The sequence below is a fragment of the Spongiivirga sp. MCCC 1A20706 genome, assembly GCF_046524175.1.
Classification (GTDB): domain Bacteria; phylum Bacteroidota; class Bacteroidia; order Flavobacteriales; family Flavobacteriaceae; genus Spongiivirga.
The window spans coordinates 191,435-213,724 of sequence record NZ_JBEFZF010000002.1; the positions used below are offsets into that span (position 1 = coordinate 191,435).

The 22,290-nt window shown below is 35.8% G+C and carries 21 protein-coding genes; 8 read left to right on the plus strand and 13 right to left on the minus strand.

The annotated features are described in order from the left end of the window. Window positions 1–10 precede the first annotated feature (10 nt). Both ABN763_RS04865 and ABN763_RS04870 read left to right on the plus strand, forming a co-directional pair. Window positions 11–2,410, plus strand: coding sequence for an ABC transporter permease (locus ABN763_RS04865; RefSeq protein WP_410484309.1), 2,400 nt, complete (start codon window positions 11–13; stop codon window positions 2,408–2,410). A gap of 64 nt (window positions 2,411–2,474) precedes the next feature. Beyond that, window positions 2,475–3,137 carry an ABC transporter ATP-binding protein gene (locus tag ABN763_RS04870; RefSeq protein ID WP_410484310.1) on the plus strand — a complete coding sequence of 221 codons (663 nt, stop codon included), beginning with the start codon at window positions 2,475–2,477 and terminating at the stop codon, window positions 3,135–3,137. A 72-nt stretch (window positions 3,138–3,209) separates the two neighbouring features. Here the strand turns inward: ABN763_RS04870 and ABN763_RS04875 are convergent, their stop codons facing one another. The 3 genes from ABN763_RS04875 to ABN763_RS04885 all read right to left on the minus strand — a co-directional run bounded on the left by ABN763_RS04875 (window position 3,210) and on the right by ABN763_RS04885 (window position 6,173). After that, window positions 3,210–4,286 carry a hypothetical protein gene (locus ABN763_RS04875; protein WP_410484311.1) on the minus strand — a complete coding sequence of 359 codons (1,077 nt, stop codon included), beginning with the start codon at window positions 4,284–4,286 and terminating at the stop codon, window positions 3,210–3,212. Window positions 4,287–4,395: 109 nt separating this feature from the next. Further along, window positions 4,396–5,121, minus strand: a complete 726-nt coding sequence (locus ABN763_RS04880; protein WP_410484312.1) for a LytR/AlgR family response regulator transcription factor — start codon at window positions 5,119–5,121, stop codon at window positions 4,396–4,398. Then, window positions 5,118–6,173, minus strand: a complete 1,056-nt coding sequence (locus ABN763_RS04885) for a sensor histidine kinase (RefSeq protein ID WP_410484313.1) — start codon at window positions 6,171–6,173, stop codon at window positions 5,118–5,120. Before ABN763_RS04885 ends, ABN763_RS04880 begins: the two co-directional genes overlap by 4 nt. Window positions 6,174–6,526: 353 nt before the next feature. Between ABN763_RS04885 and ABN763_RS04890 the strand changes: the two genes are divergently transcribed. Beyond that, window positions 6,527–8,935, plus strand: coding sequence for a TonB-dependent receptor domain-containing protein (locus tag ABN763_RS04890; RefSeq protein WP_410484314.1), 2,409 nt, complete (start codon window positions 6,527–6,529; stop codon window positions 8,933–8,935). Between the two features lie 82 nt (window positions 8,936–9,017). Here the strand turns inward: ABN763_RS04890 and ABN763_RS04895 are convergent, their stop codons facing one another. The 8 genes from ABN763_RS04895 to ABN763_RS04930 all read right to left on the minus strand — a co-directional run bounded on the left by ABN763_RS04895 (window position 9,018) and on the right by ABN763_RS04930 (window position 17,858). Beyond that, window positions 9,018–10,061, minus strand: coding sequence for a succinylglutamate desuccinylase/aspartoacylase family protein (locus tag ABN763_RS04895; protein ID WP_410484315.1), 1,044 nt, complete (start codon window positions 10,059–10,061; stop codon window positions 9,018–9,020). A gap of 51 nt (window positions 10,062–10,112) precedes the next feature. Then, on the minus strand, window positions 10,113–11,459 hold the full coding sequence (locus ABN763_RS04900; protein WP_410484316.1) for a DUF3526 domain-containing protein: 1,347 nt from the start codon (window positions 11,457–11,459) through the stop codon (window positions 10,113–10,115). Then, window positions 11,456–12,907, minus strand: coding sequence for a DUF3526 domain-containing protein (locus ABN763_RS04905; RefSeq protein ID WP_410484317.1), 1,452 nt, complete (start codon window positions 12,905–12,907; stop codon window positions 11,456–11,458). Before ABN763_RS04905 ends, ABN763_RS04900 begins: the two co-directional genes overlap by 4 nt. A gap of 3 nt (window positions 12,908–12,910) precedes the next feature. Further along, complete coding sequence (locus ABN763_RS04910) at window positions 12,911–15,406, minus strand: TonB-dependent receptor domain-containing protein (RefSeq protein ID WP_410484318.1); 2,496 nt, start codon at window positions 15,404–15,406, stop codon at window positions 12,911–12,913. A gap of 5 nt (window positions 15,407–15,411) precedes the next feature. Continuing rightward, window positions 15,412–16,107 carry an ABC transporter ATP-binding protein gene (locus tag ABN763_RS04915; RefSeq protein WP_410484319.1) on the minus strand — a complete coding sequence of 232 codons (696 nt, stop codon included), beginning with the start codon at window positions 16,105–16,107 and terminating at the stop codon, window positions 15,412–15,414. Window positions 16,108–16,340: 233 nt separating this feature from the next. Then, a complete protein-coding gene (locus ABN763_RS04920; RefSeq protein WP_410484320.1) occupies window positions 16,341–16,643 on the minus strand; it encodes a hypothetical protein in 303 nt (100 codons plus the stop codon). Window positions 16,644–16,758: 115 nt separating this feature from the next. Continuing rightward, complete coding sequence (gene folE, locus ABN763_RS04925; protein WP_410484321.1) at window positions 16,759–17,430, minus strand: GTP cyclohydrolase I FolE; 672 nt, start codon at window positions 17,428–17,430, stop codon at window positions 16,759–16,761. 11 nt (window positions 17,431–17,441) lie between these two features. Further along, window positions 17,442–17,858, minus strand: a complete 417-nt coding sequence (locus ABN763_RS04930) for a MerC domain-containing protein (RefSeq protein WP_410484322.1) — start codon at window positions 17,856–17,858, stop codon at window positions 17,442–17,444. A 131-nt stretch (window positions 17,859–17,989) separates the two neighbouring features. Here ABN763_RS04930 and ABN763_RS04935 point away from each other — a divergent pair, with 131 nt between their 5' ends. The 5 genes from ABN763_RS04935 to ABN763_RS04955 all read left to right on the plus strand — a co-directional run bounded on the left by ABN763_RS04935 (window position 17,990) and on the right by ABN763_RS04955 (window position 21,176). Then, a complete protein-coding gene (locus tag ABN763_RS04935; protein WP_410484323.1) occupies window positions 17,990–18,616 on the plus strand; it encodes an ABC transporter ATP-binding protein in 627 nt (208 codons plus the stop codon). Further along, window positions 18,613–19,821: an ABC transporter permease gene (locus ABN763_RS04940; RefSeq protein ID WP_410484324.1), complete on the plus strand. Its 1,209-nt coding sequence runs from the start codon at window positions 18,613–18,615 to the stop codon at window positions 19,819–19,821. Before ABN763_RS04935 ends, ABN763_RS04940 begins: the two co-directional genes overlap by 4 nt. Beyond that, window positions 19,814–20,254 (plus strand): hypothetical protein, encoded by a 441-nt coding sequence (locus tag ABN763_RS04945; protein ID WP_410484325.1) that lies wholly within the window; start codon window positions 19,814–19,816, stop codon window positions 20,252–20,254. Before ABN763_RS04940 ends, ABN763_RS04945 begins: the two co-directional genes overlap by 8 nt. A gap of 70 nt (window positions 20,255–20,324) precedes the next feature. Continuing rightward, complete coding sequence (locus ABN763_RS04950) at window positions 20,325–20,762, plus strand: hypothetical protein (RefSeq protein ID WP_410484326.1); 438 nt, start codon at window positions 20,325–20,327, stop codon at window positions 20,760–20,762. A gap of 12 nt (window positions 20,763–20,774) precedes the next feature. After that, a complete protein-coding gene (locus ABN763_RS04955) occupies window positions 20,775–21,176 on the plus strand; it encodes a Fur family transcriptional regulator (protein ID WP_410484327.1) in 402 nt (133 codons plus the stop codon). On the opposite strand, the gene ABN763_RS04960 is transcribed toward ABN763_RS04955, so the two are convergent. After that, the gene (locus ABN763_RS04960; protein WP_410484328.1) at window positions 21,177–21,761 is read right to left on the minus strand and encodes a HupE/UreJ family protein; all 585 of its coding nucleotides are present in this window, start codon (window positions 21,759–21,761) and stop codon (window positions 21,177–21,179) included. 1 nt (window position 21,762) lies between these two features. Then, complete coding sequence (locus ABN763_RS04965) at window positions 21,763–22,275, minus strand: DUF6702 family protein (protein ID WP_410484329.1); 513 nt, start codon at window positions 22,273–22,275, stop codon at window positions 21,763–21,765. Between the last annotated feature and the right edge of the window lie 15 nt (window positions 22,276–22,290).

Genomic DNA, 22,290 nt, shown 5'->3' on the forward strand with positions numbered 1-22,290 from the left:
AAAATAAGAGATGATCAAAAACTATCTAAAAATTGCCTGGAGAGGTTTACGAAAAAAGCCGCTGTATGCCACAATCAATATTCTAGGTCTTTTTGCAGGCATTGCTTTTGTATTACTAATTGGGGCCTATGTCTGGCAAGAGTACAATGTTAACAGAAATCTTAAGAACGCCGAAAATCAATACATACTCACCAGTCAATGGAAGGATGCCAATATGGGGGTCGAATTTGCCACTTTAGCTCCTCCTGCAGCGATGTTAAAAGAATCATATCCTCATCTAGTTAAAGGATTTTATCGTTGGGATGGGATTAGATCTGTGATTGTTAACGGAGACAAAAAGTTCAGGGAAGGCATACAAATAGGTGACGCTTCATTTCTCGATCAATTTGGATTTAAACTTTTGTATGGGGATCAAAAATCGGTTTTCGAAAAGCCATATTCGGTATTAATTACCGAGGAAAAGGCCATTAAATATTTTGGGACTACTCAGGTTGTGGGTAATACTTTAAGTATTGAAAATTTTTCAGGAAATCTGCAACAGTTTGAAGTGACGGGCGTATTGAAAGATCTTGATGAGAACTCAATAACCTGGATTAATAATCAATATAACGGCATTTTTACTGCAACCAACTCACGAGAGTTCTTCGATAGGGCAGATTTTGAAAATTGGGAAATCCCCTTTTTCATTTCATTTATAGAATTACAACCCGGTATAACAGCAAAAGAATTAGAGCAACCTTTACAGGAGATTTTAAGTAACCACGCTTCGGAAAATATAATCAACAATCTGACCTTAGTTCCGATACCGTTAACCGACTACTATTTGCAAAAAAATAGTGGGTTAATAAAAAAGATGCTTTATACATTGTCTTTCATAGGGCTTTTTATCATCGCAATGGCGATTATTAATTTTGTGAATATAGCGGTAAGTTTTTCTAGCAGCCGTATGCGCGAAATTGGGATTCGTAAGGTATTGGGAGGAAAAAGAAAACAACTTGTTTTTCAATTTTTGTCAGAGTCAACTATACTGGTAAGTATTGCTACGATATTAGCCGTTATAGCATATCCTTTTTTAGGAAATGTATTCGAACAAGTTATCGGTAAATCATTAATTACTATTAGTTCATATCCTCCTTATGCTATTTTGATCCCTTTTTTAATAATACTATTGGTAGGGTTTATGTCGGGGATTTATCCCGCCTTTATACTTTCGGCATTAAAGCCTGTGCAATCTCTAAAGGGGAAATTACAAGTAAGTAATAGCACTATTTTGATACGCAAATTATTTGTAGGATTTCAATTTACGATGGCACTCGTGGTAATCATAGCGGCATTTTTGATTACAAAGCAAATCAATTTTTTCTTTGATAAAGACTTGGGTTACGAAAAGGAATATCTTATTTCAGCCGCGACTCCACGGGACTGGTCTGAAGAAGGGATTAAAAAAATGATCACTAATAGAAATGAGCTTGAAGCCTTACCGCAGGTGAGTAAAGTAAGTCTTTCATATGAAATACCCAATGGTAATAACGGCTTTCAACTACCACTTTATAAAAAGGGTATGAACCCTGAGTCTAACATTGCCGTTCAAGGAATGGTAGTTGATGAAAATTATCTTGACACCTATCAAATTCCGTTACTTCAAGGATCAGTTTTTGAGGCAAATGCTGACGGAAACACAGTTTTAATTAATGCACAGGCGGTAAAATTGCTCGGGTTCGAAACTAAGGAAATGGCGATTGGTAAACAGTTGCAAGTTGCAGGTCAAGAAAGGCTTCTTACCATTAAAGGAGTTATTGAAAATATTCATTTTGAATCATTGCATACCCCTATTAAACCTCAAGCTTATTTTGATGTAAATGCCTTACAATCGTATCGATATCTTACCATAAAGTTACGACCGGGTAACGTACAAGCAGGAATTGAGGCTATTAAAGAAAAATGGCAAGAGTTAATGCCAAATGCGCCTTTTGAATTTGATTTTATCGATGATACCTTAGCCACACTCTATACCAATGAGACGCAATTACAAAAAGCTTCATATAGCGCATCTGTATTAGCATTTATCATTGTCTTACTCGGTATTTTTGGCTTAGTATCATTAAGTATACAAAAGCGGATAAAGGAAATAGGAGTGCGCAAGGTCTTAGGTGCTTCAAAGCATCATATAAGTAGGTTGTTTATAAAAGATTTTGCTGGGGTATTACTGGGTGCAATATTAGTCGCCATCCCTAGTGCTTATTTTATAATAAATGTATGGTTGCAGAATTATGTATATAAGATTAGTATTGGGTTTTCTGCATTCCTTTTAGGTATTTTAATAATAGCAGGGACAGCACTACTACTAATTCTTTTACAGACAGCCCAAGCGGCAAATAAAAACGTTATTAATAATTTAAAAACAGAATAGGTATACTGCAATCCAGTATACATCAAGAAAAATCAATCAAATATTAGCAAAAAGAAACAATATTATGTTACTACAATTAAACAACATATTTAAATGGGTCAAAACAGGAGGCCAGCAAACATTTTTATTAAAAGACATCAATTTTGAGGTAGAAGAAGGCGAGTTTATCTCCATTATGGGCCCTTCAGGTTCTGGTAAAACAACCCTGTTAAATGTCATAGGTATGCTCGATGGTTTTAATGAAGGAGAATATAATTTTATGGATGAACCCGTGCATCAATTAAAAGAAAAGCATCGTGCTGATTTATATAAGCAGTATATAGGATTCGTGTTTCAATCATATCATTTACTAGATGAGTTAACGGTGAAAGAGAACCTTGAAATGCCATTACTTTATAAAAAACTAAAAGGCTCCGAACGAAAAGCAATGGTGGCTGATATGTTAGATCGATTTAACATAGTAGGTAAAAAAGATCTTTTCCCAACCCAGTTAAGTGGTGGTCAGCAACAATTAGTTGGAATTGCAAGAGCATTGATTTCAAACCCAAAACTCATTTTGGCGGATGAACCTACGGGGAACCTGAATTCGAGCCAAGGTGAAGAGATCATGAGTATTTTCAAGGAATTAAATGAAGAAGGTGTAACCATTATCCAAGTAACACATTCTGAAAAAAATGCGGAGTACGGCTCTAGAACCATTAATCTATTAGATGGACGAATGGTATAATACCTATTTATCGAACTAAAAAATCCACCTATCTCTAAGATAGGTGGATCTCTATTGTATTGAGTAACTTAATTAGATCCCTCTTATTTTTAATTTGATGTAATAAGAAAGGTCTTTAGATACGCGTCCTCTTTTCATTTCATTTTCAATGAAATTTGCTGTAACGTGATGTATTTTCGCTTTTTTTATTTGTCGGGCTGTAGGCCTTTCAATGGGAGTATTCACTAATGATTTGATATAATCCGTATCGATATCATGCGTGGCAAAGTTTTTTAAATCGTTCGGCGACAAATCGCTATAACCCACTTTAGAAAGGTTTTTAATATATGCCGGACTCACCTTATGAATTTTAAACTTTTTAAGCATATTCGGTTCAAGATTGTCATAGCCAGCCGCAGCCAGTTCTTTTATATAATCAACACTAATCTTGTGAACCGCGAATTTTTTAAGCATGTTGGCTTCAAGGTCACCATAACCAATACTGTTTAATTGGTTGATATAGTCGATAGTTACACCGTGTATCGCAAATTTATAGATCATATTTAAATCTACATCACGATATTTTGTCTTCGATATTGCCTCAATATAATCCAAGCTAACATCATGCAAACCAAGTTTCGAGAGTTGTTTGATAGAAGGTGAAGGGTAATTAAACTTTTTTAAACCCGTTACATACGATTTGGTAACATCACCTAGAAAAAGCTTAAAAAAAGAATAGTCATCATTGCCACTCATTAGTATCCCCTGTTGTTTTAGAAAACGGCTGAAATCATCATTTTTAGAAAACTGATAAGTACCCATGGCTTGTTTAGCATTAAAATTTCCGTTTAAAACCATGGTGCCACTTTCTCGTTTCCAAACAAAACGTTCTTTCGATGCACCAAAGTTGACAAACGAATCTTGAGGATAGCAAATATTAATATTAAATGAGCCTTGGTATCCCTTTCCTTTCGTCAGTAGAAAACAAATTTCTCCATTTTCAATGGTTGCGAACCAATAGCCAGAATTTACATCCGGATTATTGCCATACATACTAAAGGACACCATATGTGCACCAGTAGTTTTTTTGTCAGATTGTTGTGCGTTTAAGCCTAGCGATAAAACTGCTAGGCAACTAATTAACCATTGTTTTGTGATTGATTTTGACATGATTGTGGTATTAATGTTTACAAGAAATACTGGCATATGTCAAAAGTGTTACAACGATTGGCGCAAATGAGAAAAAAATAATTGATAAATGCTCATTTCCGATATTAAATCATAACATCAGAGCCTTAATTTTATCAGCATGGCTTCTGCTAACTTTTAACTGTTGCTTATTTTCCAATATTAGCATATAACTTTTACCGTACCTGGCAATTTCATTCACTGCTGAAATGTTGACAATTGTACTGCGATGAATCCGAAGAAATCGTTGTGGGCTCAACTTATTTTCTAATACTGAAATACCATTATTACTTAGAAACGTTTCCGATTTGTTATGGATTTTAGAATAATCTCCATATGCCTCAATAAAATAAACATCTTCTACTGATAGCGTTACATATTTATTACCTTTTTCAACAATGATGCGTTCTGGGTATTTATTTTTTAAAAGAATATGTTCATTCGCTAAAGGTGCTATTTCTTTTGGTGAAAGATCTTGTAGTTTACCAACAGCAGTTCTAAAACGTTCTTTTGTGTATGGTTTTAAAAGGTAGTCAACTGCATGTACGTTAAAGGCCTGTAAGGCATATTTGTCGTAAGCGGTACTAAAAATAATAATGGGAAGTTCTTCTAGGTGTTCTAATACATCAAACCCTGTTAACCCGGGCATTTGAATATCCATAAAAACCAAATCGGGTTTAAACTCGTTAATAATTTTTATGGCATCTACACCATTATTGGCTTCTCCAACTAAAACCAACTTAGGATAATCCTCCAGATACTGCTTTATTAAAGTGCGACCAGACTTTTCATCATCCACAATGATTACTTTTTTCATAATTCAAATTGAATTCTAAGTCCGGATGGTACGTTATCAGATAATTTTAGACTGGAATGATACATTTTTTGTAAACGTTTTTGGGTATTGCTCAAACCAACACCTTTATTAAATACAGTATTTTTATCCGCCACACCCACTCCAGTATCACATATTTCGAAAACAAGTTTGTGATCTTTTTCAGCTACGTTGATATCAATTTTGCCGCCTTTTACCAAGGGGGAGATTCCATGTTTCACAGCGTTTTCAACGAGTGGTTGTAAAATCATAGGAGGAATTTTTCGATTCAATAATTTATCAGGAATATCAATTTCGATTTGTAATCGGTCTTCAAATCTTTTCTGTTCTAGTTTGAGATATTTCTGTACAAATTCAAGCTCCTCTTTCAAAGTAACTAAGTCTTCTCTACTTGCCTTTAATTGATACCGAAACAAATCCGACAATTCGGCAATCATTTCTCGGGTTTCTTCCATTTCTTTAGGGACGCTTGCATTTATTGTATTAAAAACGTTGTACAGGAAATGAGGATTTAACTGCGCCTTGATGGCACTTAATTCACTTTTTAAAGCTGTGTTTTTTAACTCAATTTCATATTGAAGTTTTCGTTGATTGATAATATAATATTCATAAGCATGAATAAGCCCAAATTGTACTAGGTAAATCAAAGTGGGAATGTAAATGTCCCAAACTTGTCCGCTTCCTCTAAGATGTCCCATGCCAAGGGCTTCGCATACCAAGTAGTACAACTGCCATGAGAATAGAATGAAGAAAGGAAGACCAATAAAATGTAATAATAACCGTTTCCAAAACACCCACGATTGAAATACCCGAAACACAAAAAACCAAACTACTATGGTACCTATAAACATCAAGCTGTATTGCAGGCCGGCATCATCAAACCAGAAAGTGGGGTGTAATAGAATGTCATCTGGATTATTGTACCCTGTTCTGTTAATATACAGGGTTATGTGATAAATAAGTGACAATACTAAATAAGTACCTAATAATGCCCCGATTTCTGAAATTCGTATTCTTAAAAAAGTATGTTTCATTTATTTCTTTTTATCAAATAACACCATAATGGTAAAGTAAACAGCTATTCTTATTTCCATGGCTTTCCCATTTCGAAAACTTTTTTTGAATAGCCTGTTTCTTGCTTTCTCCTCAATTTTAAGTTAGTCATTTACTATTAGCCTTTCAGTAAATAGCTTATTAAGTAATATAATAACTGTTTGTGCATTACAAAACTACTATTATGAAATAGTCATATGTGGTATTAACAGATGAGTCGCCGTATATGTCGTTAGATTGACCCAAGACAACTCGTCGTTACATAGGTCACTTCATCATATTTCGTTATTATCAATAAAGACAAGGTTTCATATTTGTGTCAAAATTCGATGACATGAACTCAAAAAGGCTTTATTTACTAATACTATTATTTGCGGGGTTACAACTTCTCTACGGTCAGAACCAAACAACATTTAAGTTGCAAGGAATGATTACTTCAGAAACAAATGAATCACTACCTTATGTAAATGTGCTTTTACTGGATGCAAAAGAAACCCTTATAAAAGCCACTACTACTAATGAAAAAGGAGATTTCAAAATAGCGGACATTAATGTGGGAAGCTACCAAATCAAAATCTCATTTATTGGATATACTACTATAATAAAACAGCTAGATTTTACAACCAGCGATATTAACCTCGGTACAATCAAATTACAACCTTCTGTTGAAGCTTTGAATGAAGTAACAGTCGTAGGCGAAAAACCGGTGATTCAGGTAGCTCCGGACAAAACGATATTTAATGTGTCTAGTGTCATAGGAAGTGCTGGAGTAAATGGATTAGAGTTAATGCGAAAAGCACCAGGAGTGCGTTTAGAGAATGAGAATAACATCGTTGTGGAAGGAAAAACAGGTGTCCTAATATATATTGATGGAAGGCAAAGTTATTTAAGGGGCGATGATTTAACTGCCTATTTACAGTCGCTGCAAGCTGATACGATTGAATCCATCGAGATTATTACTCAACCTTCTTCCCGTTTTGACGCTGAAGGGAATGCGGGAATAATTAACATCGTATTAAAAAGAGAAAAAGGAATCGGCACCCGTGGAAGTGTTTCAAGCACAGTTACGGTTGGAGATTTTGCACGAACTAATAACTCGTTGTCGCTGACCAGCCGTTTAAAAAAATGGAACCTTTATGGTAGTTATTCCAACTATTTTGGGCGATCTACGGGTTTTATCAATCTGTTTAGAACTCAAGGAGATAAAATTTTTGATGCGCAAACTGACTCAGAGTACGATAGTTTTTCTAATAATATCCGAATTGGAGGAGATTATTATGCATCTGATAAGCATACCCTTGGAGCTGTTATTAGTCTTAATTTAAACAACGCTGAATCCAGATCAAATAGCCGAACACCAATTGTTGACCGAAGCACAAATTTGATCGATAGCATCTTAAGGGCACCAAATAGTTCTAGTAACGATACTCAAAATTTTACAGCAAATGTAAATTACCGCTATAAAGATACATCAGGGGTGAGTTTCAGTACAGATTTTGATTTTGGAAAATACAAAAGGGAGCGTTTTAATAATCAACCAAATTTTTATGTAACACCGGAAGGGGACCCATTAAACGAAGTTATTACCGAACAAGATACTCCTACTGATATTTCTATTTATGCCGGACGAATTGACTACGGTCAAAACTTGGGCAAAGGCACTATAGAACTAGGGGCTAAGGTATCACAGGTTATCACTGATAATCAATTTGATTTTTTCGATGTGATCAACAGAAATTCCGTATTAAACGTGGATCGCAGTAATCAATTTGAATACAATGAAAAGATATATGCTGCATATTTTAAATATAATGTTGCGTTTAAAAAGCTGAAATTGCAATTCGGTTTACGTTCTGAAACGACAGATTCGGAAGGAGATCTGACAACAATCAATAATACGGCTAATGAAACTATTAAGTTAGATTATACTGATTTATTTCCATCTGCCGGACTAACCTTTCAAGTCAACCAGAAAAATTCATTAGCATTAACCTATAGTCGCAGAATACAACGACCAAACTATCAATCCTTGAATCCGTTTGAATTTCAATTGGATGAATTGAGTTTTCGGAAAGGGAATCCATTTTTACAACCTCAATACACTGATAACATTAAGATATCACATACTTATAAGTACACCTTGACAACAAGTTTAAGTTACTCTTATGTTTCTGATTTTTTTGCTCAAGTAACCGAGGTTGAAGGTGAAAACCGAAACTTCATCATTACCAGAAATGTTGCTGATAATGAGGTTTATAATATGAGTATCTCTTATCCTTTTAAAATAAACTCAAAGTGGAGTGCCTACGCTAATGTTTATGGTACCTATAACGTTTTTACAGCAACTGACCCTTCTTTCATTTCGAACTCGCAAGCAACTTTTGGATTCTATGCCCAAAATACATTTAAACTGCCTAAAAAGTTTAGAATTGAAATAAGCGGGTGGTATAGCAGTCCTTCTATTTGGGGGGGCACTTATGAGACCCAAAGTATAGGATCACTCAATATCGCGTTGCAAAAATCTTGGAAGAATTGGAATTTCAAGCTAACAGGAAATGATGTTTTATATACTATTCCTTGGCGCGGGGTTACCCAATTTCCAAATCTTCAAATAGTGGGTACTGGTGGTAGCGATAGTCGTAATATTAACTTCTACGTTCAATATACTTTTGGGAACAAGGAGGTAAAGAAAATCAAAGAACGAAAAGGCGGTATTGAGGATCAGAAAAACAGAATAGACTAGTTGAAAGTGCATGCATCAAATGTGAATATTATTTGTTTTGGCAGAAGGTGAAAAACGAAATTTAAAAAGACAAGATTTTATCTCATTCTCTATAACTAATACACATGATAGTATCATCGATATTCACTGGTGGGGTTGCGATTTTGTACAAAATAGTGCCAGAAACTGGTGCATTAAATGCTGAAATCACCACTCCGAATTCATTTGTAATATGCCCTACTTTTTCTCCTTTTTTAACGAAGTCCCCGGCTTTAAAATCACTGTAAAAAATACCTTGGATGTCCGAACGAATGTATTTTTGATTGTTTAAATAGGTGATTTTGTTTTTCGCTGCTTCAACCACTTTAGGATACATTTCCATTTCATACAGCATGCGAAAAACGCCGTTTTTAATTAAGCTGACCGCCTCTTCTTGTACATTACCCAACTTACCACTCTCATAACTCAAAGCCACTTTACCATCTTTACATGCTTGTTTGAAAACATATTTTGCCGGATCGTATTCTTTTAACGTATAAGCGTACGAAACTACGTGATCAAATCCGCTGATTTCTGATAAACGTTTAGCCTTTTTAGTTTGCTCAGGATAATTTTTGTTGTCATAGTAGCATACAAAAGGAAGTAAATCTTCAGAAGCGTCACCACCATGTATATCTACAAAAATATCGCTTTTAGGAATGACATATTCCGTAATATAATGGGCAATTTTATACGTTACAGTCCCACTGGCCTTACCAGGGAAAGCATTATTTAAATTGACTTTATCCTGTGGATTCATAAAGGGAGTTCTGGTGTAAAATGAACCGGTGTTAGCAATAGGAATAATAATTAAAGTACCCTTTATCTTATGAATATCAATCTCCTGTAACAGTTTTTGAGTGGCTACTATTGGCGGATATTCATATCCATGTACCCCAGCAACAATAGTAAAAACAGGACCCTTTTCTTTACCTTTTAATATTGATATTGGCAAAAAAGTACGATTGTTTTGCTCGTCGGTAAACTCAACTTTCATACTTGTTTTCGACGGCCTTTTTACTTCATTGAAAGCTCGTTCAAATTGATTTTGAGCAACTATTACTGTAGTCATACCAACAAAGAACAGTATTATTAATTTTTGCTTCATAGTCTTAAATTAATTCAGTTCTTTAAAGGTAGCAAACTTGCCTTATTGAAATTATAATTTCCTAGTTTTTGGAATGGAAAGTACCATCATCAGTAATGAAGCAAATAGGACAGGTAGAAGGGTAAACCCTACTTTTGAAACTACTTTTGATTCATAATACTCAGGCTGAAACGTATTCCAGTTAATCGTATCAGCATGGTGGTCTTCAAAAATTTTAGGGTAGAAAAACAGCCTCAATTTTTCATGAAAGCCATCAGTAGCATCTAAATAATTCATATGCTGACTCATACTGGTTCCGGCAAGTTCATTAAATGCTAGTTGCAAATGCATGTTTGGTATTAGTGTTGCAATTTGCTTACTAGCGTTTTCACGCAGTTCGATTTTTTCGGCTAAAGATTCACGTTCTGATTTTGAGTCATCATCACCCATTTGTTGCATGGCATAATACCATAACCAATTAAAGCCATCGGTAGGATAACCGTATTTTTTATACTGCGGATAATGCGTATAAAACTTTTCGATGGTTTCCCGCTTATCGGTATCCCATTTTATATGGTAACCATCGCGCTGAGCAATAGTTGTCGATAAGGCTTCGGGTAAGGGATATTTATTTGCGATGAAGGCGTTAATTCCCGCAGGTAATAAGATGATTAAAACCAACCAAACTGATAGTAGTAATAATGCATTGAATCCTGATGATTTTTTAAAAGTGATAACAAAATAGCTAAGCGTAAACCAAAATAAAATATAGGCTAGGGCAAGTGCAAACATGCTTACAAATGCCGTATTCAATGAAAGGCTCATAACCACCATAGCAACTAAAAAAAGCACCAATAGTACAACCAATAATAAGACAGCTCGCACTAATAATTTATCGATGATAAACCCTAGTTTTGACCGTGCTTGAATGGCTACTAACCGCCAGGTACCGGTTTCGGTTTCTTCTGAAACAACATTAAATGCTAATACAATTACCAAGAGCGGAAATAGATAAATTATCACAAAGGAAAGGTCGAGATTACCCGATTGTAGATTCATCGGGTTTACCAAATCAGTGTCAAACTTTTGCGCTTCAAAAGTTTTGATGGTAATACGTTTTACGGTCGGGTTTACATCTGATTGGCCTATAGATAGGCCCGACAACGGATTCAGAGTATTAATAAAGCCAAATTTGGTATAGTATAATAATAAGCCCAAATCTTCATTATGTAGTGAAACCTGCCTATCAAAATGGGCTTTTTGGTAAATTTTTACCTCGGCAATGGCATCTTGTTGTTTTTGTAAATGTTTGTTGCCTATAATAATACCGACAACACCTAAGATTGTGATCAATAACAAACTAATCCATATTTCTTTAGATCGAATGCATTGTAAAAGCAATAGTTTGTATTTCGTCATAGCGCTTTTGCCTTTTTTGAAGTGAAAGCCAACAACCAAAATGCTAGAAAAGTCCATAGTAAAATGGATACAATCGCGGGCATGGCTGACTTAAATGAATTTTTAAACGCCATTGGTTGATGTTTAAAATCTTCAAATTCTTCCCAATGTTCATGATCGACTACGTGGGTTTTTCCTTCAGAGCCGCCAGCTTTTTTAGGACTGATGTACTCCATTTGTAGTTCGTTCATGGTTTGAGATAACGTATAGCGATAATCATCAGCTTGGTTTTGGAAGTCGATATAGGATGAAAAATCAGTGCCAGACATGATCATCGAAAGCTGTTTGATCGCAGTAAACGGATTTACTAAAGAAGTATATTGGGTAATATCATTTTGTTTTTCATAAACAGAGACTAAATCAGCATGGTGTTTTTTGTATAAACCAGAAGTGATTTTTTCGCCTTCTCGCATGATGAATCCGCCATAATTAAATGGTAAGTCCGTAATTTTATCTACCCCATGTACAGCAAAAACAGAGTCTCTTAAATTGTTGTAATATGGATCTTCAGGATTATGGCTATCTCCTTTTTTAATTTCTTCCTTTTCAATACCCGACTGAAAAGCCAACTTTGTCGGTGTTGGATACCAATAGTTACCCATTGCCTGAGCAGATTTTGGCATCAATACTACTAGCAATAGCCAAATACCTAATAATCGTAATAGCGCATTTTTAGCGTTACCACTTTGTGCAGATACTGAAATGGTGATGGAAGCTATTATAAATAAAAAAGCAATGTATCCTATTAAAATAAATAACAACCGTAACCAATAACCTTCGCCTAAAGCAGCAGTGTTTATTATTAAAGGAGCGATGATGACAATTGCCAAAATAGGAAGGCAAAATAACATGGCGATTATAAAAAGTCCGATAGATTTGCCAAATAGAATTTCCTTCCAACTCGCTCCTTGAGATAATAATATTTTAAGTGTGCCATTTTCTTTATCGGCAGCAACAGCCGAAAAGCCAATGAAAAATAAGATTAACGGCAGTACTAATTGTAACAATAGCGCTAGGCTTAATTCTCCAAACCGCAGGGCTCCGGTTGAAAATGTAGCTTCAGAAAAGTTGACACTATTTTGTCTGTGTGCTTCTAAGAAAACAGCATTTCCAGTAAAGCTTTCAATGCCATAATCAAACATACTTAGTGGCTGACTTATTCTAAAAGCAAAAGTGCCAAAATGGGCCATTCGGTGCGGATGCTTATCAGGATTTGCTTCCCAACTTTGCCTTGCCTTTACCTGATGCTCTTGACGTATCTCGTTTTGAGTACTATGATTTTGAATACCACTAACAGCCGCATAGGCTGTTAGCAGTATAAAAATTGAGTATAAGAGATAAAAAGTTCTCGGCGCTGTTGCATTGCTCCAAAAGTGCAATGCAAACAACCGAACATTTGCCCATTTCATTATTTAAAATTTATAGGTTGCATTTAATAACACATTTCTCGGAGCACCTGGCCCTAGTCTAGAAGGGTTCAAACCACCCAACCAATATGTTTCATTTAATAAGTTATTCACTTTTAGGGTTAGCTGCATATTTGTAAATGTTGGCTTGTAATAAATAGCACCCTCCATCACTGTGTATGATGGTAATAATACTCTATTAGTATCATATGTTGGATTGTACCATGTAAATCGCTCATCTACATATTGAACGCCTAAACCAACTCCAACTCCTTTTAATGCTGAGCCGGGGTTAAAATCGTATCTCGTCCAAAAATTGGCACTGTGTTCAGGAGCGCCACCGATTCGTTCTCCAATAAATTCTTGAATGGCATCTTCTTCTATGGTTGCATCATTATAGCCATAAGATGCTGTGACTTGAAAATTAGGTGAAATATAGCCAGAAATATCCGCTTCAAAACCAGTACTTTGTTGCTCTCCTCTTGTAGTTAAGTTATCTAGATCATAGGTGTCCCCAAGCAAAATATTTTTTTGTGTAACTCTAAAGACAGCCAGATTAGCAAATACTTTTCCATTTAAAAATTCTGCTTTTGCACCCACTTCTACCAAGCTACTTTCTAAAGGATCGAATCTAGCTGGAGAAGCTGCCCAGAAAAACCCTTCTGCAGTAGGTGATAATGATACGGTATTAGTATGTGGTTGAAAACCTCCTAAATACGTTGCGTATGCACTAATTTCGTTGGTAACTTCATAGGTTAAACCAAGTCTCGGTACAAAAGCGCTAGTATCAAATTCTTCTTCATTACTACTTTTGTAATCAAAAATATCGGTAAACCACTCATATCGTAAGTTTACTAATGCAGAGAATTTTCCAACCTTAAATTGATTTTGAATATAGATGCCATTTGAGGTATTTAAGTTTGCAGGAATACTCAACTCAGCAATATTGTAATTTCTTGTATCTCTAGCCCCGTTAAAAGGATTATTCAAATCGAAAAAAGCAGCAGATGGAGCAGGAAATGTTACACCATCAACAACGATTTGCTGAAAATCGGCCGCATTATCTGGGTTGAAATTAGATTGTCCACCATCAAGTCTTGAATACCTTCTAGCTCTAAGAAAACCTGCTCCTGTTTTTCGCTCCCAGCGTGTTGCATCATAACCAACTAATAATTTGTTGGTAATGTTGCCTTTTTTAATGTCATAATTAAAATAACCACTAAAATTATCGGTTTCCCAAAACTGTTGTCTTTCGTCATATCTCAGTCTAATCAAACTAGGAACGTCATTACCGTCAATATCAACCGCGTTGGTTTCCACTCTATGCTCGGCCAAATCTTCATCCCAAGTTTGCTTCATATATTGTGCGGTAAAACCAAAGTTTTCAGTAAACTTTTTGTTAAAGCTAGCCATAAGCATCAGCTCTTTATTTTTATAATGATCACTAGATGCTCCTACATTACGGGTAATAGGGGTACTGTTAATATCATAATTGGCACCTGTGTCAAAAATAGGTTGACCTCTATCTAAATTCCCTTCTGCATTGCTGTAAACCATTTCTACATTTAGCGAAGTGTTATCATTAGGGATGTAACTGAAAGATGGTGCAATCAAAATAGCATTGTTGTTTACTACATCTCTAAAAGAATCGGCCTCTTGAAAAGCAGCATTAAAGCGATATAACAGGGTTTTCGACTCGTTTAGAGGCCCCGTAAAGTCACCTGTCGCTCTCAACGTTCCGAAACTTCCTGTCGTCAAAGAAACTTCGCTACGCTTTTCTGTTAGTGGTTTTTTAGTCACCATATTAACAGTACCTCCTGGGTCTGCACTAGAAAAGGTTACGGAAGATGGGCCTTTAATAACTTCAACACGTTCTAAGTGAGATGTTATTGGTTGTAGGAAATAATATTGGCGCGTACGCATGCCGTTAACTACCTGCCCATCATCAGCCTGCGTGATACCACGTATGTTATAATGATTGTAAAGACCTGTAAGGGCAACACTACTTACCGTTTTAACAGCATCTGGTAATTGAAATGCCAAACGGTCGTCGATAAGTTCTTTGGTTACTGTGGCTACGGCTTGCGGTAACTCTTTGTTCTTGATTGCTATTTTAGTGGCAGAAAACGAATAATCACTGTTATAATCCGTTCGAGCTCGACCAATAACTTCGACGTTTTGCAATTGCTCATCTCCTTCTTTTAGTTCAATAGTGCCAACATCAAAACCTGAACTGCTCACTTCAATGGTATTTTTGTAGGGTTTAAATCCTAAATATCGAATCTCGATGGCATAGCTTCCTTCCGGTGCTTCGATTTCAAATTGGCCTGAATCATCAGTAAGCTTTCCAAAGTTGTTCGTTGTACTTTTTAAGAGAACGGTGGCCCCAATTATAGGAACATTTTGGTCATCGACTACGGTTCCTGTTACTTGCACCTGTGCGAAGGATACGACGCTGGTGACTAATAAAAAAATGGTTGTTAGTAATTTAGAAATATTCATTTTTATTAAATGGTTTTTAGATATAAATCTTGCAATTCGCTTGCATTGATAGTTTCGGTACTTGAGGTATGAACGAGTTTTCCTTCTTTCATAATACCAATGGTAGTCCCCACATTTACAGCATTAAAAATGTCGTGAGTTGCCATGAAGATAGCTTTACCTTCGCTACTGAGTTCTTTGCAGATTTTTGTGAATTCTAAGGTTGCCTTGGGGTCTAAACCAGAGATTGGCTCATCCATAAAAATATAATCTGCGTTTTTTGAAAGTGCGATGGCAATGCCCACTTTTTGGCGCATTCCTTTTGAATAAGAAGACAATTTATTGTTGTGAGCAGTCTCTTGTAATCCTGCTTTTAATAGAAATTCAGATAATGCTGCATGGGAATATTTAAATCCTGCTAAACGACTAAAGAAGTTTAGATTTTCTATTCCTGAAAGGTTTCCATACAGTTGGACCACCTCGGGGATGTAGGCGATCATATTGGTGGTTTTATTGTTATTTGATTTTACCGTAACACCATTTACCAATGCTTCACCACTTGTGGGTGCTATTAAGCCTAAAAAAAGATTGATTGTGGTTGTTTTACCTGCACCATTTTGGCCAAGCAAACAAAAAATTTCACCCTTGTCTACCGATAGATTAAGTTGACTTAAGGCTTCCTGCTTACCATATGTTTTGGTAAGGTTTCTTGCTTCGAGCATTTGCTTACTAAATAAGATTGATAATTCGTATTAAAAATTCGGGTTCAACCGAATAACAAAATGGATTTAAGGGAGATACCATGATCTATGATGCAGATGGGGTAAAAAGAAAGTACGAATAGCATCAACGCTATACGATTTAACTTTTTACGCAAATAGATAAACAAAGCACAATAGCAACTATTCGAAAGCAGATTCCGATAGTCAGTATTTCAAATAAATGGTATGGTTCCCTAAGAGCTAGGGGGCGGTTTGTTGTTAACCGTTGTGGGAGATACAATTTTTTCTTGTGGGCTATTGTATTCGGTTACGACTACAAATGAATCAGGAACTATAAACTGTTCTTTTTCTGTATAAGAGCCTTCATTCCCAATTAAATCTAACTCATAAGCATGTGCCTGAATATCGCAAAGGTCACAGGAAATAGCGTCATCTGCTGATGAATGACTTAGCGTATGCAATTTTACCGCAGTCGGAACAAGAAAGGCTGCTGCAAAAAATAAAGCAATGATATGAGTAAATACATTTTTGCCCATCAGGGTAATTTCCTAAATGCTAATGCAATATTTTTTTAAGATTATTGGTAAAAAGGATTATCAATTCCGATCAAAAGTACAGAAAATTATGATGAGAAATACGACGCTACTTTTTTTAACGATTACTGCTGTGATCTTTTTTTAATAGATTGAAAAACTCAGCACGTTTGGCCTCATCAGCAAAAACGCCTCCATAGTCAAAAGTGGTGGTAGCACTCTCTTTATCTTTAATGCCTCTTGAAGAAACGCATAAATGCTTTGCATGTATTACAACAATGACATCTTCGGTGTCTAATGTTTGTTGTAGGTCCTTCAAAATTTGAAGACAAAGTCGCTCTTGAACTTGAGGTTTGTGTGCATAATAATCAACCAAACGGTTAATCTTTGACAGCCCAACAACTTTATCTTTTGGAATGTAACCTACGTGTGCGTATCCTGTTATTGGTAAAAAATGATGTTCGCAAGAGGAGTCTATGTTAATGTCCTTTTCCACCAACATTCGTTGATATCCGTAGGTATTGGGAAAAGTAGAAACTTTTGGTCTGTTTTTAGGATTTAATCCGTAGAACAGCTCTTTAACATACATTTTTGCAAAACGGTATGGTGTACCAGATAAGCTTTCATCTGTTAAATCCAACCCCAACTCTTCCATTATCTTGGAAAAATGAAATTGAATATTCTTTATTTTTTCATCATCGGTATGTACAAATGCATCTTCCCTCATAGGGGTATCTACCGATGTGGCAATGTGATTATCACCAAGTATATCTATTTCAGATTCATCCATGAATACAACTTTTATTTGTTAATCTCGGCGCAACAATTTTCCTTTTCACAACGACAGAAATGACGATTGTAAAAATGCAGTCCTATTAAAGCGATGGTAGGCAGATAAATAACCTCCTCCGCCAGATGCATTATGTGTAGTTTTTCGTTAATGATAATGATCGCCAACAACATCCACTGGCTCCAAAAGACATATTTGATCCATTCTTTGGCAGTGTTCTTAGCAGACCAATACACAGCAAAAAAAGAGATCATGAGAAATGCTAAATCAATTGTACCCCACCACCAAGGGTGAGACGCCTCTTCGATTACAAGACCAGCCTGTGCCGCAAATAGAAACGGGGTCATTATACAGTGAAGAAAACACAGCGTACTGGCGATTCCGCCAATGATATCAGATTTATCCTTAACAATTACCAAGTTGGTCATGAAAAAGCAATTTAGGTTTTAGCATGAAAGCACTCTTAAAACTCTCATAAATAAGAGCACAAAGGTATTCATTTTTTGCAAATGCAACTAAGTTGCATTTAAATTTATTTTATTTTTGAAAAAACATTTAGATGGTTAAAACATCCAGCCTTTCTTACACCTATGAAGACGGTAAGAAATTGTCATTTCCGGATATTGCACTAACACCTGGAGAACATTTGTTGGTACTTGGACCATCTGGGGTAGGAAAGACTACACTCTTATACATGATGGCGGGTCTTTTGCCTTCGTTAAATGGAACTGTAGCTATAAATGACGTTTCTTTAAATGAATTAACCCGTAATGAATTAGACGCATTTAGAGGCGAACACATTGGAATCATCTTTCAGCAATATCATTTTATTAAATCGCTAAATGTGTCTGACAACCTTCGATTACGAGAAGGTGCTTCTAAGAACGCTATAGATGCGAATAGAAAGCACGAACTTCTAGAAAGGTTGGGTCTTTCTGAACATCTTCATAAAAAAGTTACCGCATTGAGTCAAGGCCAGCAGCAACGTCTAAGTATTGCAATGGGGTTGATTCACAGACCGAAGATTATTTTTGCTGATGAGCCCACCTCTAACTTAGATGATGAGAATTGTGCAAAAGTGATCGATCTTCTTAAAGAAGAAGCCAATATATGCCAAAGTAGCCTATTAATTATTACGCATGACCAAAGGGTAAAGTCTCATTTTCAAAATCAGATTAGCTTATGAAACTGGGTTATTTGGCATTCAAAAATATGGTTTCTAAACCACTCAACTTAGCTTTGAGTCTGCTGCTGTTGTCATTGAGTGTGTCGTTAGTAACATTTGTTTTACAGCTGAGTCGACAAGTAGGGGGGCAGTTAAACAAAAATATCGCTCCATTTGATATGGTGGTTGGGGCAAAAGGGAGTCCCTTACAACTTGTATTGTCTTCGGTACTTCATATTGATACTCCTACAGGGAACATACCATTAAATGAAGTCGCAACCTTGCAGAAACATCCTTTCGTCAAAACAGCCATTCCTGTTTCTTACGGAGATAATTACAAAGGGTTTCGCATTTTAGGAACTGAAGCTTTATATATTGATCAATATGAGGCGCAATTGTCAGAAGGAAGATTATTTGCCAAATCTTTTGAAGTGGTTGCAGGAAGTCAGGTAGCCAGAAAATTAGGATTAAAAATAGGAGACAATTTTATAAGCTCACATGGTTTAGCTGATGCGGGTATTGAATCACATGAAGATCATCCTTTTGTAATTAAAGGCATTTTGAAGCCCACGAATACCGTAATAGACCAATTGCTTATTACGAATTTAGAAAGTATATGGGAGGCTCACGAGCACGAGGATGCAGCGGCACATGAGGAGGAAGATCATGAACATCATGAAGAAAAAGAGATTACGTCATTACTCGTGAAGTTTAAAAATCCCATGGCAATGGTACAACTGCCTAGATTCATTAATGAAAACACATCAATGCAAGCAGCATTACCTGGTTTCGAAGTACAACGTTTAGTTGCCTTATTGGGCTCTGGTGCTAAGACAATCAATGGTATTGCAATAGCTATTCTTTTAGTTTCTGGCTTAAGCATATTTATTAGCCTTTTAAAAACCATTCGCGAAAGAAAACAGGAACTAGCCTTATTGAGAACCTATGGTTTTCATACCTCGCAACTTCTGATGTTAGCCCTTTTAGAAGGAGCGATGTTAGCTTTTTTCGGTTTTATAGCTGGATGGTTTTTGGGACGATTAGGGCTCGTAGTCGTTTCTCAATATATACAAGCCACCTACGGGTATGCCTTACAAATTAATGGTCTTGAACTTTTAGAACTTTATTTGCTGGTGTTTATAGTGATATTGGCTGCTATAGCGACCTTACTAGCATCCCGTTCAATTTTTAAATTAAATGTTGCTAAAACCTTATCTGATGCTTAAAACAATTTTTACCTTCTTACTGATAATCTTTATAGATTTTCATGCAACAGCGCAAGTGCAATTAACATGGAAAGATTTAACAGATGTTACCTTTAAATCGGAATATAATGAGAAGTATGACACCAATTTTTTGGTACCTACATTTGGTAATTACATAAAATCGTATAAAGGAAAACCGATTAAAATAAAGGGGTATTTTTTAGATATTTCTAGTGGAGGTGACGTATTTTTAGTCTCTCAAAAGCCAATGGCATCCTGCTTTTTTTGCGGAGCTGCAGGTCCTGAGACAATTATTGAGGTACAGTTTAAAGAAAAACCACCTTTTAAAACTGATCAAATTGTTATAGTTACAGGCATATTTGATCTCAATGCGGATGATGTAGACCATTGTAACTATATACTGAAAAATGCTGATGGAGAGTTAGTGAAGTAAATGACTTAAGGCATAATCAAGATTTTTTTAATCCCTCTATGCTTGCTGTTAGAGATTATCGATTGAAACTATGAAGCGATACCTTCTTATAATATTAGTATTGATAGTATCTGTGACCAAAGCACAGGCTGTTTTGGATTGGTCTGATCTGTCGGATGGGATCGTCTTCAAAACCGCACTAACAAATACCATGCTTCCCGAATTTAGAAAGGCGACATTTGTGCCAGATCTTAAAATATTAGACGGCAAAGAGGTTTCTATTACCGGATATTTTTTATTAATTGACACTAAACAGGCCGTTTATTTACTGTCTAAAAATCCAATGGCCTCCTGTTTTTTCTGCGGAAATGGTGGCCTTGAAACGGTGATTGACTTATCGTTCGAAAAAAAACCTTCTTTTGAAATGGATGATTTAATTATCGTGAAAGGAATATTCCGTTTAAACGGTGATGACCCCAATAAAAGTTATTACCGAATTGAAAATGCAGATGCATTTAGTTTTAATTAATTGATTTGAAAAATGGGTAAAGACCATAATGAATTGTTGGCGTTAAATGGATTGAAAAAAACAAAAATCCGTGTTGCATTATTACAACAATTTATGAATGTCGCCCATGCGCAATCCTATAATGACTTACAAGGATCTTTATCGAATGAAATTGATAAATCTACCTTGTATCGTAATTTAACCAGTTTTGAACAAGCAGGAATTATACACCGTATTAATGACCATACCGGTGTATCAAAATATGCATTTGGGCCATCTCCCAAACAAGGTAATGAACATGCTCATTTTGTTTGTGAACAATGTAACACGGTGTATTGCATGAAAAAACTGGCTTCGCTTCAGTTTGAAGTTCCTAAGGGATTTAAGACCAATAATGTGCAAACAATTATTAAAGGAATTTGTGCTAACTGCTAATTACCAAAAACTATTTTCTAACATCGAAATTAACGACATGCCGGCTGCTGCACCAGAAATAAAAAGATTCCATTCACGGTGCTTTACTTTTAAGATATTGAGAAATAGAAACGCAATACCCACAATAAAAACTACAATTAACAATTGGCCTAATTCGATACCAATATTAAAACCTAAAAGCGGGACGATGATATCTTCATTATTCATAATCAGTGCTTTAAAGTAGTTTGAAAAATCCATCCCGTGAATCAATCCAAAAAACAATGCCATTAAATAATTCCCCTTCATTTTTATCGATCTTTCTGCCGTAGATTTACTGATTACATTATGAAGCGCGGTTAGCAATATCGTAAGTGGAATCAAGAACTTAATGATATTTGAAGGAATTGAGAAAATATCTAAAGACACTAAAGCAAGAGTAATGCTATGTCCTATGGTGAACGCAGTAACCAAGACGAGTATTTTTCTCCACTGTTCTATTCTGTACACCGCACATAAGGCTACCAAAAAAAGGATGTGGTCATAGGCTTGCAAATTTGCGAGGTGCTCAAAACCTAGTTTTAAATAAAAATTTATAGGATCCATTTTAGAATTTCAGATGATGAACAGCAGTCTTTTTATTAAGCATCATGCTTTTAGATTTCCCGTTTACATGTACGTATACAATGTTGTTTTGATCAAAGAACAAATCGGTAAAAACCGCATTTTTAATCTCTAAAGATTTCAATGGTAAGGACTGCTCATATTCAAAATAAACCCACAACGCTGTGTTCTGGCCTTCACCGCTCAACTTCTTCCTTTTTATGCTGAGGTTAATGCGTTTTCCGTTTGCTTTTATATAGAAAAAACGATTGACATAGTTCATGAGCAGTTGGTTTGCTTTAGCTGCTTCGTTCGGTTGGCAAAAGGCAAGTTCGTTGCTATCAGGATCGAAGACGATAGCTTCGTTCACATCAGTCAAAAATAACTTCAGATTAATAGTAAGTACCTTTTTGTCAGATTCATATTCTACTTCACATAATGATAACCGCAAAGGATGCGCATTAGCTGGATCAGCAAATAGTAGAAAACATAAAACAGCACATAGTCTAACCAACATCTCAAAGAATTAGTA